Annotated in this window: 14 protein-coding genes; 4 read left to right on the forward strand and 10 right to left on the reverse strand. The window is 44.5% G+C overall.

What is annotated here, in order from left to right:
- Positions 1–36 precede the first annotated feature (36 nt).
- Together nirB and MHH52_RS21020 are read right to left on the reverse strand one after the other, a co-directional pair.
- Positions 37–2,460 (reverse strand): nitrite reductase large subunit NirB, encoded by a 2,424-nt coding sequence (nirB, locus tag MHH52_RS21015; protein ID WP_340004290.1) that lies wholly within the window; start codon positions 2,458–2,460, stop codon positions 37–39.
- A gap of 228 nt (positions 2,461–2,688) precedes the next feature.
- A complete protein-coding gene (locus MHH52_RS21020) occupies positions 2,689–3,399 on the reverse strand; it encodes a hypothetical protein (protein ID WP_340004291.1) in 711 nt (236 codons plus the stop codon).
- A gap of 308 nt (positions 3,400–3,707) precedes the next feature.
- Here MHH52_RS21020 and MHH52_RS21025 point away from each other — a divergent pair, with 308 nt between their 5' ends.
- Complete coding sequence (locus MHH52_RS21025; protein WP_340003901.1) at positions 3,708–4,664, forward strand: IS30 family transposase; 957 nt, start codon at positions 3,708–3,710, stop codon at positions 4,662–4,664.
- Between the two features lie 55 nt (positions 4,665–4,719).
- Here MHH52_RS21025 and ric read toward each other — a convergent pair whose 3' ends face one another.
- The 5 genes from ric to MHH52_RS21050 all read right to left on the reverse strand — a co-directional run bounded on the left by ric (position 4,720) and on the right by MHH52_RS21050 (position 8,387).
- Positions 4,720–5,415 (reverse strand): iron-sulfur cluster repair di-iron protein, encoded by a 696-nt coding sequence (gene ric, locus MHH52_RS21030; protein WP_340009761.1) that lies wholly within the window; start codon positions 5,413–5,415, stop codon positions 4,720–4,722.
- Positions 5,416–5,687: 272 nt separating this feature from the next.
- The gene (locus tag MHH52_RS21035) at positions 5,688–6,419 is read right to left on the reverse strand and encodes a hypothetical protein (RefSeq protein WP_340004292.1); all 732 of its coding nucleotides are present in this window, start codon (positions 6,417–6,419) and stop codon (positions 5,688–5,690) included.
- Positions 6,420–6,660: 241 nt separating this feature from the next.
- Positions 6,661–6,978, reverse strand: coding sequence for a helix-turn-helix domain-containing protein (locus tag MHH52_RS21040; RefSeq protein ID WP_313638822.1), 318 nt, complete (start codon positions 6,976–6,978; stop codon positions 6,661–6,663).
- A 124-nt stretch (positions 6,979–7,102) separates the two neighbouring features.
- Entirely contained in the window at positions 7,103–7,426 is a 324-nt protein-coding gene (locus MHH52_RS21045; RefSeq protein WP_340004293.1) for a hypothetical protein, read from the reverse strand.
- 25 nt (positions 7,427–7,451) lie between these two features.
- Positions 7,452–8,387, reverse strand: a complete 936-nt coding sequence (locus MHH52_RS21050; protein WP_340004294.1) for a Gfo/Idh/MocA family oxidoreductase — start codon at positions 8,385–8,387, stop codon at positions 7,452–7,454.
- Between the two features lie 164 nt (positions 8,388–8,551).
- Here MHH52_RS21050 and MHH52_RS21055 point away from each other — a divergent pair, with 164 nt between their 5' ends.
- Complete coding sequence (locus MHH52_RS21055) at positions 8,552–9,172, forward strand: VTT domain-containing protein (RefSeq protein WP_313638825.1); 621 nt, start codon at positions 8,552–8,554, stop codon at positions 9,170–9,172.
- 99 nt (positions 9,173–9,271) lie between these two features.
- Positions 9,272–10,258: a peptide-methionine (S)-S-oxide reductase MsrA gene (gene msrA, locus MHH52_RS21060; protein ID WP_340004295.1), complete on the forward strand. Its 987-nt coding sequence runs from the start codon at positions 9,272–9,274 to the stop codon at positions 10,256–10,258.
- 72 nt (positions 10,259–10,330) lie between these two features.
- Here the strand turns inward: msrA and MHH52_RS21065 are convergent, their stop codons facing one another.
- Complete coding sequence (locus MHH52_RS21065; RefSeq protein ID WP_340004296.1) at positions 10,331–11,455, reverse strand: DUF4349 domain-containing protein; 1,125 nt, start codon at positions 11,453–11,455, stop codon at positions 10,331–10,333.
- A gap of 239 nt (positions 11,456–11,694) precedes the next feature.
- Positions 11,695–11,934 carry a hypothetical protein gene (locus tag MHH52_RS21070; RefSeq protein ID WP_340004297.1) on the reverse strand — a complete coding sequence of 80 codons (240 nt, stop codon included), beginning with the start codon at positions 11,932–11,934 and terminating at the stop codon, positions 11,695–11,697.
- Positions 11,935–12,058: 124 nt separating this feature from the next.
- Between MHH52_RS21070 and MHH52_RS21075 the strand changes: the two genes are divergently transcribed.
- Positions 12,059–12,211: a DUF1540 domain-containing protein gene (locus MHH52_RS21075; RefSeq protein ID WP_313638829.1), complete on the forward strand. Its 153-nt coding sequence runs from the start codon at positions 12,059–12,061 to the stop codon at positions 12,209–12,211.
- A gap of 139 nt (positions 12,212–12,350) precedes the next feature.
- Here MHH52_RS21075 and metE read toward each other — a convergent pair whose 3' ends face one another.
- Positions 12,351–14,651 (reverse strand): 5-methyltetrahydropteroyltriglutamate--homocysteine S-methyltransferase, encoded by a 2,301-nt coding sequence (gene metE, locus MHH52_RS21080; RefSeq protein ID WP_340004298.1) that lies wholly within the window; start codon positions 14,649–14,651, stop codon positions 12,351–12,353.
- Positions 14,652–14,784: the final 133 nt, after the last annotated feature.

The raw sequence follows: 14,784 nt of genomic DNA on the forward strand, positions 1-14,784 counted from the left end.
GTTTGGTCTCTCCCCTTCTGTGTGGCTATCTATCCGTTAAACTCTCGCATCTTCAAAAAGTGCAGTACGGGTACTGTTATCATTCAGGATTTTTTTCCAAGGATCCGTAACCTGAGTGAGGGCAAAATCAATCCGTGCCGCCAGCTCTTTACGGTTCTCTTCGTTGTTCAAAATCACCATTTGAATCTGTTCAAGTCCCATACGCTCTACCCACTCGGAGGTTCTCTCCAAATAATTTCCGGTCTCACGGTAGTATTGCATCACAGCGGAGCACACTTCGATTAACTCTTCATCGGTCTTCACTTTACAGAAGGCGTCTGCTATCCGCGGTTTGATACCGCCGTTACCACCGATAAATACTTCCCAGCCACCATCGTTGCCGACGATACCGATGTCTTTCGTGCAGGATTCCGCACAGTTACGAGGACAGCCGTTAACAGCCATTTTGAACTTAGCAGGAAAATCAAGACGCTCATATTTACGCTCCAAAAGTGCGCCCATTCCCAACGAATCCTGTGTACCAAAGCGGCAGAACTGCGAACCCACACAAGTCTTAACCGTACGTAGAGATTTGGCATAACCATAACCTGATGGCATATCCAGCTCTTCCCACACTTTCGGTAGATCCTCTTTTTTCACACCGATCAGATCCAAGCGTTGCCCGCCAGTCACCTTCACAACTTTTACATCATACTTAAGGGAGACATCAGCAATTTTCTTCAAATCCTCCGGTGTCGTTACACCGCCGTACATGCGTGGAATTACGGTATAGGTTCCGTCTTTTTGAATATTGGCACCCATACGTTCATTTACAAACCGTGATTCCTTCTCGTCTTGATGGGTATCAGGATTCATCATCCCCAGATAATAGTTAATCGCCGGACGACACTTAGAACAACCTTCCTCTTGTTTCCATTCGAGTACATTCATAACCTCTTTAGTAGTTTTAAGTCCTTTAGCTGTGATCTCAGCAACAATTTCATCACGGCTAAGCGTTGTGCAGCTGCAAATCCCCTGCTTCGCACCTTGCTGGAAACTATCGCCCAAGACAAATTGCAGGATTTGTTCTACTACGGGTTTACAACCCCCACATGAGCGAGTAGCGCCAGTACATGCTTTGATCTCATCTACAGTAGTGAAGCCGTTCTCGGTAACAGCATCAATAATCGCTTTTTTGGTTACTCCATTACAGCCGCAGACGATTTCCTCGTCCGCCATAGCTTCTACGGATGTGCCCTTCTTGGCTCCACCACCGCAGCATCCGGTCCCCATAACCTCCGAATAAATCTCATCGGTCATAACCGCGCCTTGTTTTACTAATTTTTGCAGGTTAGCTGATTCCGTCACATCACCGAACAGAACCGCACCGACAATCACATTATTTTTAAGCAGAATTTTCTTATATGTTTTTTTCCACTCATCTTTACTCGAAATTACAGTATGTTCAGGGGAATCCATAAACTCACCCGCAGAAAATACGTCCACACCGGATATTTTTAATTTTGTGGAGACAACAGAACCTTCATAGGGCTTGGTATCACTACCGCACAAATGTTTAGCAAGCACCATGCCTTGCTCAAACAGTGGAGCCACTAGTCCGTAACACACTCCGCGATGCTCGGCACATTCACCGATGGAATATACATTCTGCATCGAGGTTTGCAAATAATCATCCACCACGATCCCACGATTTACGGTGATTCCGCTTTCTTTTGCCAAAGTCACATTCGGTTTGATTCCAACAGCCATTACCACAAAATCTGCCGCAAGCGTACTGTCATCACTGAAACGTAAACCATTTACTCTTTGTTCACCGGTCAATTCTACCGTTTGTTTGCCCATAGCAAATTTCACGCCTTGGCGCTCAAGCTCAGCTTGCAGCATCGAAGAGGCATTACGATCAAGCTGACGTTCCATCAGATCTTCCATCAAATGAACTACAGTAACGTCCATGCCAAGGTTCACAAGACCCTTTGCCGCTTCCAACCCAAGCAACCCTCCGCCGATTACAGCCGCTTTGTTATATTGTTTGGCTGCTTCTAGCATCGCGTCACAGTCCGAAATATCTCGGAAACCAACTACGCCTTCCTTTTCGCTTCCAGGCACTGGTAAAATGAACGAATTCGATCCTGTAGCAATAATCACTTTGTCGTAAGAGACTGCCATACCATTATCAGTAATAACTTGCTTCGAGCCTTCATCAATTCGTGTCACTGTTGTTCCAGTGTGCAGAGTAATATTATTGTCTTCATACCAGTTCCAGTCATTTAGGATGATATCATCAATAGTCTTGCTACCTTCGAGAACATAGGACAACATGATTCGATTGTAATTGGGATGAGGTTCACTTCCAATGACTGTGATATCATAAGCTCCACCCAGCTTCAAAATCTGCTCTATCGTACCTATGCCTGCCATACCGTTGCCGACTAATACTAATTTTTCTCTTATCGTTGCCATGGTTAGGTGCCTCCTCAAGCTTATGGGTTCTTGATTAATTTCGCGTCAATTATTCTCTTCATATTGGAATTATACATTTTAAAATTTAAGGGTGATTGTGATTACAATCACATTATTCGTGAATATTTTCACATAAATCTGTGACAATAATTATTGTCTATTTTATAGAAAAAAAAAGCTAGATCAACGATTCTGATCAACCGTTGATCTGGCTTAATGTACGATTTTTTAGCGTAAAGTCAATAAAATCTCCAATTCATCTTGAGGCCTGAGCTTCATATCCATTCCATCATCGAGTAGTTGTTTTCCGTTCACCTTCAACTTCCATTCTTCATTACTAAGAGGGGTATAATCGTTGACGGAAAGCACCTTTTTATTGTCATCGGCCAACTTTACCAAACTGCAGCTTTTTAGCAAATCCCTTACAGTTAAATCCTCTTTATATAACATAATATACGAATGATGTAAGTCTACTTCTACACTTCCACCGTTCAAAGTCAGCATAACAGTTTGAAGTGGTGCTTGATGGTCCTTCGACTTCGCAGTGAAGACTAGCTGTGAATCATACCCTACAGTATTATTCCAATCCGCATTCCCAATGATTAGACCGTCCATCTGAAGCTCCCAAACCATCCCCGACTCTAGTGAAAAATCCTTTACCGAAAGAATGCTTGAGTTATCCTCAGCAAATGTGGCGATATTACTACCTTTCAGTAGCTCCATGATCGTTATTCCATTTCTATAGCTCCCACTAAGTGACCTATCCGATGGTTTGGTAAGCAGTTCATTATCACCAATCCTTATCGATATCGTCGGTCCCTCTGATCCTGCCGCACTATTATTAGCATTACTATTACCGTCAGTGTTAGTAGAGCATCCACCTATTATGAATACGATAACTAATCCTAGCATCAACTTCCATAAATATCGTATGGACATTTCTGGCACCGCCTTGTCCCGCCTAATGACCATATAGCGTCTCAGGCTTGTAAAGTTATGTATACTATCTTTTTAAGGATAACTTAAACAAGCCATGTTCTCAAACAAGAAAAAACGCCTTCGTCGTCCTTATAAGGACGGTAAGCGTTTAAGCGAGAAATATAAGACATAAAGTATGGTGTGAAACTTATACTTTCTTATATTTTGACGGATTGTAATATGAAGTGCGACAGCTAAACAGAGAAAGCCCATGGGGATTCGTGTAGAATGAAGTTACCACACACCATTCACACAAGGAGAATCACACCATGGGTTACACTCATCTTAGCATAACGGAGCGAAGCAAACTAGAAGTACTATACGGATTGGGATGGTCTAGTCGAGCGATTGGGGCAGAACTTGGACGTCATCACTCCGTCATTGCCAGAGAACGGAAGCGAGGAGGCAAGGGAAATACCTATCTTGCTGAGACCGCTCAGATCGCGTATAGCGAACGTCGACAAGGGAGTAAGTCGACAGGTCGTTTCACCGCGGAACTGGCCGGAGAGATCAATGAGAAACTCCGACTTACCTGGTCGCCCGAGCAGATTGCTGAACAGCGTAGAGCCAGTGGTCAACCCTTCGTATGCTTCAAGACGATCTACCGTTGGCTATATGCAGGTCGTCTGGTTGCAGGCGAAGTAAAGGTGCTACGGCATAAGGGTAAACGACGTAAACCACTGGAGACACGTGGTCGATTCCTCGTGGGGAAAACCATTAGTCAACGGCCAAAGGGAGTACGAAAGAGAGATTCCTTCGGGCACTGGGAACTAGATACGGTGGTTTCCAGCCGAGGAAAAAGCCGTGCTTGTGCCGCGACCTTTATCGAGCGCAAGACACGGATGTATCTGGCCGTAAAGATGCCCGACCGTACCGCTCATTCGATGGAGATCGCCTTTGGTGTTGTGGCTAGCCAGTATCCGCAAGAAACTTTCCGAACGGCTACTGCGGATCGAGGAAAGGAATTCGCCTGCTATAGCGCTCTGGAAGCCTTTCATGGACTGGATGTCTACTTTGCTGATCCCTACTCGTCCTGGCAACGAGGGTCTAACGAGAATGGCAACGGACTCCTTCGAGAGTTCTTTCCCAAAGGCCATGATTTTGCACAAGTTTCAGATGAGGAGCTTGCCCACGCCCTAGATCTCATCAACCACCGCCCCCGGAAATGTCTGGGGTGGAAGTCTGCTCACGAATCTTTCATGTCCGAAGTGTCGCACTTAGCTTGACAATCCGTCTTTTAAAAAAAGCCCCCTAAGGGACTCTTTAGAACTCTATTCATCTTCACTGAAACCTAGGGAACAATATATTATTCTCCAGATGTACATGCTCAAAAGTCATACTCTCCAGCTCTTCCAGCCGGGCATATGTCAATCGATAGGTAGTGCAGGCATGAGCCGGTGGAGTGAAATCTTCGGTAATACTACGTATTTTTCTCAAAATATCTCCCGCACCATCATGTTCATTCTCAAGCTCAGTCAATGACTCGCGGAGCGCTGTCAAGCCTTCTTCACTTGGATTAGCAGCGTATGCAAACAACTTAGGAAATTCATCTGCTTCTTCCTTAGCCGTGTGCTCAAGCAATTCCTCCTTAAGTGTATTGAACAAGCTGTGTAACTCCGCCAAATGAGGAGAATCCTCGCCATGAACTCGATACACCTTGGTTACATTTTGACTAATGAGAGGTAGCTCTTCACGAAGATAACGGTGATGTTTGTTAATGATAAGGTCAATTAACTCTTCTGAAGGTGCGGTATTCCAAGCGATTTCCTCTTGAGGTACCGGATATTCTTCGAACAGCTTGTTAAGATCACTGATGATTATCTCTTGATCCAGACCACGCTCTGCAGCTGCTTCAGCAAGAGGTTTAGCTCCGCCGCAACAGAAATCAATCCGTTTTGCTTTGAAATAATCTGCCGCTTTGGGGAACTGCAATACAATATCCCTCACCAGTGCATCTGAGGTAAACCCAGCCTGCACCGATTGCGCTTGCTTCGAATCCGAAATTCTATCATTAAGTTGTTTAGTTTCCATTATAACTCCTCCTTGGGTTATGGGATCAGGTTTTGATTAAATCGTTTCTACCTTCTCACCTTAACCCTGAAAGGAACTTTGACTTGTGATTGTACGCACGGAAATTGTATCTTATTTTTGAACGAATTTGGGGATAGATGTACATGCAAAATACACGCAAAAAAGCACCTTTACCTACAAAGGTGCTTTTATCATAGAAAACCTGTATTTAACTCTCTTTATTGCACATAAGCCTGCATATACGTCCGCTGTCCCTTCGAATCCTTCAAATAAGGTCCCAAGCCGGCAAAGCGGGAGTGATCCATATAGACACCGGTCATCCATCTGCCTTCTGTCAGGCCGCCATTCCATTTGAGGACAAGATCAGGTGCGGAAATCCATTCCTGAAAGACACGTATACTCTGATCTTTGTATTCTTTGCATGGCTTAGACCGCTCAATAAGGTGATAATCGTTAAGATAAGTTGGAACGAAATAAGAGGATATCGTATGCAAATCATCATCGTCAAAAAAAGGCTCATCGCCTAAAAAGGGTTTGAATAATACGATATTCTCGTACATGGACCAAATTAAGGCTTGAAGCACCATACTCTGGCGAATGCCGTTATGAAACTTATATTGTCGCCCATGATTCGCCGCATTTACATCTTGGAGAGGTTCCGTCGACTCCAGACAGTGTCGTTCACAGCCAATACATTTCCAGCCGGTCGGACTTTGAATCCATTTTTGAAAAATAGTCCCGCTATCATTATTGCCTTTGTAGAGTGAAGAGATAATGCTGTAAGGCACGCCAATCCACGCATCCCATAAGAAATCTGGAAGATGGCTATGCAGCATGAACAACGTCTTGTCATAGATGAGCTGTACTTTGATAGAAGCATTCTCTAGCTCAGCAACATCCTTTTTTCCATACGTTATTTCCCGGGAAAACAGGGTCGTCTTCGTCTTCATCTCCCTCGCCTCCTAATAGTTTTGCTATGCCTGTACTCCAGCTGAGTAGATTTGAGCAAAAAACAATACGCGAGCGTTTCCATTCAAGGATCATACAATGTTTTTCTATTATATTACAATTATTTTTAAACTGTGCAAGTTTTTTTCAAGCATACATGCCTTCGGCGGCCTTATATTACAAGAAATTGAAAAACCCCTTCTCCACCATTCCGGAAAAAGGGCCACAACATTACTGTGAATTTTAGTCTACCCAGCTCTCAGCCCAAGACTGAATCTGCTGCATAACAGGCTGCAACGCACGGCCTTTGTCTGTTAATTCATACTCAATACGTACGGGTGTCTCCGGGTATACATGCCTAACCAGAATACCCTCACCTTCCAAATCCTTCATCCGCTCGGACAGCATCTTATCGCTCATTGAAGGAATGAGGCCGGAGATATCTTTAAACCGCTTCGGTCCACTCATCAATGTCTGAATAATAAGTCCATTCCAACGTTTGCCTAAGAAAGAGAAGGCTGTTTCAAATCTGGGACACATCGAAAACTGATGTTCTTCCATTGTTCTCACCTCTCACTAGCGAAACTTACTATTAGTTAGTATATATAATATTAACACATTTTAACCATGATGAACATCGTTTACCCAAAAAAGTTCATCTGACTCTATTATTATATCCCCAGTGTCAATCCCCCACATACCCTTTAGATACCCTTTGAGCAATTGCTTCTGTCACTATTTGGGCTAAGTCATCATTTCCAAATAGCGAAAGCACACCCAGAACGGTGTCATCGGAAATGTCCCCCGCTTCCTCCGCGGAAACCGTGAGGGCAAGCGCCTTACGCAAGGCTTCATTCCCTTCTTGCTGCGGATAGGCCTGCAAATAAAGAGCATGCGGATCGAGTCCATTATTTACACACCACTGCGCAAAGACAAGAATCATCATCTCTTCTTCGCGCTTATAACTTTCGATGATCTGTTCCTCCACTAATTTACGGTTATCCTCCATATATTCTACTCCTTTCTTAGAGACCTCATTCAGCAAGCTGTGCCGCTAGCATGTGACTAGGCAAGACTGCTGAAGCTGCAATACTGCATTGCTCCGGTGTATTTATGTTGCTTAGAAAATAATCTACCACTCCACTAAAACCTCTTCTATCCAGCACAGTATCCCAGCTTCCAAAGCTTTGAATATGCGGCAAAGCATCCTTTTCATAAAGAACAGCCTTGTCCAGATCCACTACTTCTACCGATCTGCCATTTCCGTGCAGTTCCAGCTTCTCCAGATCCACACCGGCCTCACGAACCATGCTGTACATTCCCACTGCGCCATGCTTCCAGCCCAGCATTCCAGATGCCTGCATCAGACGCCCTTCTCCACTAGATTGAAGATGACTACGAAGCAGTTCATAATGATCTCCGCACAACCACAACAGCAGATCAAGCATATGGATCAGATCATCATGCACGGTTTCGCGACTACTGCCTGTCTGTAGCTTCGTTCGATGTTTAATCGCACTACAATGGCTAATCCCACCGACTTCCTCAAGCCATTGCTTGCCAGTGACGTACATAGGGGCAAAACGGCGATTAAATCCCACTCCTAATAGTAGCCCTTTATCTTGTGCTAGCTCTGCCATTCTTCTGGACTCTTCAAGATCATAAGAAAGTGGCTTATCTACATATACCGAAATCCCACGTTCGAGACATTTTGTTACTATATCATAATGAGTAGTTGTTGGGCTATGTACAAATACTGCATCCAGATCCCAAGATAACAGCTCATTCAAATTCGTCGTACCTTTAGGAAAACGGTAGGCGTGAACTGCCTGCTCCACCGTTGTCGGTGAATGACTGAGAACACCAACTACCTCCGCATGATCATGCTGAGAGAGCAGTGGCAAATATACTTTCCGGGCAATGTTGCCGATTCCGATAATGGCGACTCTTTTGCGTTTAGGAACAATCACTGATCTATCTCCCCTCTTGACTTCAAGAACTCGTACTTTCACTTTCTTCTCTACAAATGCTATTATACCTGCTTCTCATTCCCTGACCAATTGATCTTTACTTCAATATTTACTACTTATCCCGTATGATGAGATGAATGAGTGGAAGAAAGGGCATATTATCTATGAGAAAATGGTTCTCGATTATTCTTTATGTTTCGTGCACAATCCTTGCGTTTATCTACAGATATGACATCCTTAGCTGGATGAAAGAGGATCATAATCTCTTCAGCTACATAGGTATCGCAACTCTACTGGCTCTGTTTCCAGTTGTACCTTACAAGGCTGTCATCGGATTCTTCGGTTATGCATACGGAAGTTTAGTGGGTGCTTTGATCTGCTGGCTAGCTACAAATCTTGCTGCTGCAATCCTTTTTGGTGTTGTGAAGTACTTATTTCAAAGCCAAGCGAGAGCTTTTTTAGCCTCCAAACCCGCACTCGAAAAGTTCACAGCAGGCATAGAGCGACGGCCTTTCGCTTCGATTGTCCTTGTACGTCTCGTGCCGATCATTCCCCAAACAGCGGTTAACATCTACGCTGGGGCCGCTGGCCTTCCTTTTTGGAGCTATATTGTAGCTTCAGGTATAGGAAAAATGCCGGGGATTGCCTTATACGCCTTCCTCGGGGATCATCTGTTACAGAATCCCGGAAGTGCAATTACAGCAATCATCGTCTATGCCGCTGTAATAATTCTTGCTGGATTAAGCTTGCGTCCTCGCTCTCAAGAAGCGAAGAATTGCAGATAGGGAAAGAACTTATTTGGTGCAAGCTGGCAGACTGTGGATATTTGCTTTATAATTAAATTGTGATCTATTTAATTGCATTACGTGAATGGAGGGATATTAATGAGTGAGCATCATACTAACCATATAAGTTCTAAAACGGAAAAAGCAACATTCGCAGGTGGATGCTTCTGGTGCATGGTCTCCCCATTCGAGGAATTGCCAGGTATCATTAGTATCGTCTCCGGCTATACCGGCGGACATACAGTGAACCCGACTTATGAAGAGGTTTGCTCTGAAACTACAGGACATGTTGAAGCCGTACAAATTACGTTCAACCCAGATATTTTCCCGTACAGCAAGCTACTTGAGCTGTTTTGGCAGCAAATCGACCCAACCGATGCCGGTGGACAATTCCATGATCGCGGGACTTCTTATGGAACAGCTATTTTTACCCATTCAGAGGAACAAAAGCAACAAGCAGAGGCATCTAAGGCAGCTCTGCAAGCTAGCGGTCGATTCTCTAGCCCAATTGTAACCCCGATCCTTCCGGCAGCCACCTTCTATCATGCCGAAGAATATCATCAGGGCTACCATCATAAGAATCCAGGCCACTACAAACGCTACCGTAAAGGTTCTGGGCGAGAGGATTTTATCGAAACCCACTGGACACATAAAGAGGACAAACAAAGCTTGAAAGAACGTCTAACTCCACTTCAATATGAAGTCACTCAGAATAGTGCTACAGAATCTCCTTTCCGGAATGATTTCTGGGATCACCACGGAGAAGGAATTTATGTAGACATCGTATCTGGCGAACCGTTATTCAGCTCGCAGGATAAATATGATTCCGGTTGCGGCTGGCCAAGCTTTACTCGTCCGATCCAGGATTACGCTGTGAAGGAAAAGACGGATCTCAGCCATTTAATGGTTCGTACAGAAGTACGCAGTAAAGTAGCAGACTCCCATCTAGGCCATGTCTTCGACGATGGTCCAGGGGAAAACGGTCTACGCTACTGCATAAATTCAGCGGCGCTACGATTTATTCCGAAAGAGGATTTGGAGAAGGAAGGATACGGGGAGTATCGCGTACTCTTCCAGCCTGCTTAATTATCAATCCTCAGCACACAAGAAGAAACGGTTGTCGTCCTTTAAGGATGACAACCGTTTCTTCATATAAGCTTACTCTTTCTTTGAATCCTCACTAGCCTTCTGATCATCCTTTGAAGCTGCCTCTTTAGGCTCTGTTGCCGCAGGCATGACTTGCTCTCTGTTCAGTTCCTTATTCCCCTGACGAATCCTCTGTGTCTGCTGCTCCCGACGCTCACGCATATTTTTGCGGGTAACTAAAACAATGGCTAAAATAATGGCTACTCCGATTAGTATCGGTAACGCTCCTGCAAGAATAACGACAATCCATTGAAACATAACAGATAACGCATTCAAGCTTCCTTTTAGAGCATCCGAAGCCCGTTCCATTAATGGACCTTGCTCCTCCTTCTCCTTCACAGCAATGCTTGCATCCGTCTGATACACTCTCAGTTCTACCGTAGAGAAGGATACATTCTGATTTATATAACGCATTCTACCTTTAATCTGCTCAATTGTTTCCTGAATCGAACCAAGCTCGTTCGCGAAGGCGACCAGATCAGTGGATTTAGTTGCTTTTTTCATAAACTCTGTATATTGCGCTTCCATTAGTTGCTTTGCCTTCAGACGCGACTCCAGATCAACGTACTCCTCCGAGACATCCTGACCTTGGATGCTGCGCTGTAGAGATTCGTGTTTAACTTTCTCTAAATTATTCAGAAAAGGTGAGAACCCTGTTGCAGGCACCTTAAGGATAAATGTTCCGCCTTGCTCGTACTGCGACATATTTTCGTTAAACTCAATAATATATCCATTAGCCATTGTTACCATATTACGAATTTCAGTCTGAGCTTTTCCGTAGTCTTCTACTTCCATGTTAAGATTGGCTTTATAGATCAGCTTCTTGTTCAATCCCGCCACTACATCACTGCCTGTAAATCCTGCACTTGCTTGATTTGTATTCTCTGATGTCGAGCCCTTTACTGCTGAGTCTTCGCTGCCACCTGCTGCTGTCTCAGGTGCTGCCGAGGTACTCTGATCCGCGGATGAGGCCATTGAGTTTTGAGCTTCTTCTATCTTTGCTGCTTCATCATTACTCATACTACTATTATTCTTTGCCAAACTATCCCCCGCCGAATTGCTATCCGCTGAGCCACAACCCGCCAAGACCACCGCAAGAATTAATAAACATAAGTAATGCAGACCCCATTTTCGCATTCTCATTCCTCCAAAAAATGTAGTAGATACCGCTTACACGGATCATAATATAGTTACGGAATGTCTTGTTCTAAGCAGATCTCTTCCGTACTCTTTACTATGACGTTCCAAAACTTGGAAGGTTGCACTGAAAAATGGAATTACAAGCAATTTCCTTTGATTTTATGCTCACTAAACAGAAAAGGAGCCGTATTTCTGCGACTCTTTTGGCTTAAAGCTATTATATTTTGTGCAAAGTTCTAACCTGGGTTTGAAGCACTTTGTTTAATGACATAAACACAATCTGGTAGAGAACCGCTTAATAATCTCGCCATGTAAATATCAACATCATAACCAGTAGTACCTACAAGAACTGAAGAACCCTGAACATTAGCATAGCTCTTCTCTGTTAATTTTGTAACTATTTCGTTATTAAAAACCCATTTTCTTACAAGCGCTTTATTTGGTACAATTACCACGTCTAACCACACAGAAAACACCAAATACCCTCTATTCATAATGAATGAGGGCGCGGCATGGTTCTGTTCGGACAAGCTCCACCTTGCTGAACAGAGTAGTTCACTGAATGATGCTGTCTATCACAACAAGGGGAGGTGTACCCACATGGCAAAAGACGTAATTTGTGAAGTTAACTCCTGCACCCACTGGGCAGAAGAGAAAAAATGCAGTGCTGATTCTATCTTTGTAGCTTTCCACAGCTCACAAGAACCTACACGTGCAGAAGAAACAGACTGCAAAACTTTCGAAAGCAAATAAGATAATAACTTGAAGGGACCCTCCACGGTTCCTTCTTTTCTTTTTTCATTCTAACAAGAATGAGAATTATTATCAAGTGGCTGAAATAAGAAGCCAGGGTGAAAATCCCCGGCTTCGATTTACCGTATACCTATTTTGCCTATTTGGAGGCTATAACTCCTGCCTTCTCCCTAGCAATAGCAGCAGCTCTTACCATGTTACGAAGTGCATCTTCTGTCTCCTGCCAGCCACGTGTCTTAAGACCGCAATCTGGATTAATCCAGAACTGTTCAGGATCCAGCACCCGCAGCGCACGATCAATATTAGCTGTCATCTCTTCTACTGCAGGAACTCGTGGACTATGGATATCATATACACCAAGACCGATTCCTTTATCATATTCCTGCTCCTCAAAGCTGACGATCAGTTCCCCGTGGCTACGGGAAGTCTCAATAGAGATGACATCAGCGTCCATAGCCGAAATTGAATCTATCATGTCATTGAATTCGCTATAGCACATGTGAGTATGAATTTGTGTCGTAGCCTTCACATGATTCGTCGCGATACGGAACGACTTCACCGCCCAATTCAAGTATTCCTCACGATCTTCTGCCTTCAAAGGAAGTCCTTCGCGAATAGCTGGCTCATCCACTTGAATCATCTCTATGCCTGCATCTTCCAAAGCTTTAACTTCATGGCGGAGCGCTAGGGCAATTTGATTCGCTACTTCTTCTCGACTAAGATCATCACGTACGAAAGACCAATTGAGGATCGTAACGGGTCCTGTCAACATTCCTTTAACAGGAAGCTGAGTCAACGACTGAGCATAGACGCTTTCTTTTACGGTCATAGGTTGGATAAAAGCTATATCCGCATAAATAACCGGTGGTTTGACGCAGCGGGAACCGTAGGATTGAACCCAGCCATTATTTGTAAATAAATACCCATCCAGCTTCTCGCCGAAAAACTCTACCATATCCGTCCGCTCGAACTCACCGTGCACCAGTACATCCAGACCTAGTTTTTCTTGGAAGGTGATTGCATCCGCGATCTGCTCACGAACGAACCCGTCGTACCGCTCCTGATTCCATACGCCTTTACGCCATTTCAACCTTGCCTGGCGCACTTCTACGGTCTGTGGAAAGCTTCCGATCGTTGTCGTTGGCAGAAGTGGAAGCTGCCATTTCTCTTGCTGCACCTTCAGGCGCTCAGCAAAAGGCAGACTGCGATGGTCCGGTAAATCTGCAAGGCCGATAACTTGCTCTGCTACATCCTTACGGCCGCGTTCAGGAAGTGCACGGAAGGCTGCAAGGGCTTCGCGACTGGCTGTCAGCGCAGCAGTAGCTTCTCCGGTACCCTCTAAGGCTGCAGCAATCAGGCCAAGCTCACTAAGCTTCTCATCAGCAAAGGCTAAAGCAGCCTTGACGGTTGTCTTCAGCTTCACCTCACCCTGAACGGTGACCGGAACATGCAGCAAACTGCATGAAGGTTGTAGAATAAGACGATCAAGCGGTACATGTACACTTAGCTTCTCTATTAGCTGTAGCTTAGCATCCAGATCCGAGCGCCAAATGTTGCGACCGTCAATAATCCCCGCTCCCAGCCATTTATCCTCAGGCCAGCTAAGACGTTCAATCGACGCCAGATTCGTTCCGCCATCATGGACAAAATCTAGTCCCAAACCTTGTACCGGAAGCTTGAACAATGCCTCCAGCGGTTCAGCAGCTTCAAAGTAAGTCTGCAGAATAATATTCAAGCCTGGCACGGATTCAGCAATTTCTGTGTATATCAAATTAAGCAATTCCAATTCTGAAGTGCTTATTCCTGTAACAATCGCTGGTTCATCGATTTGTACCCAGCTTACCCCTTCTTGCTTCAGTTCCTGCAACAACTGAACGTAGCCTGGAAGAAACCGAGCGGCAATCTTCGCAATATCCGCAGCTGCAAAACCTTTTGACAGCTTAAGGAAGGTATAAAGGCCTAAAATCACAGGTTTACCCTCAATCCCCGCCTGGGATTTGGCAAAACGATAAGCTTTCAGTGGTTTATTCTCGGTCAGACGCGGCGTTTGTTCACCGATCTCTGGAACGATGTAATGATAGTTCGTATTGAACCATTTAGTCATCTCGCAGGCGGTAGCCTCCGCATTTCCTCTAGCCATCGCAAAATAAAGATCAAGCCCAATGTCGCCACCATCATACGCATAACGTGGAGGTACGATCCCGAACATTACAGCCGTATCCAACACATGATCGTAGAATGTAAAATCATTTACTGGAATTAGCTCAATTCCTGCCATCTGCTGAGTCTTCAAATGCTGAAGCTGGATTCCTGCCATTTCAGCACGGAACTCTTCCTCATTTATTTTTCCCGCCCAGAAGGCTTCCAACGTTTTCTTCCACTCGCGGTTTTTTCCGATTCTTGGATAGCCAAGATTGCTTACTTTTACTTTGTTCGTCACTTTGCAGCTCTCCTTCTCCATCTTCTTATTTTGGACTCGATATCACTTGTATTCCTATAAAAAAGAGCGCCCTTCCCTAAAAAAGTCAAAGGGAAAGACGCCCATGATATACCTATGGCTAGCGTCTAACACC

The organism is Paenibacillus sp. FSL K6-0276 (genome assembly GCF_037977235.1).
GTDB lineage: Bacteria > Bacillota > Bacilli > Paenibacillales > Paenibacillaceae > Paenibacillus_AQ.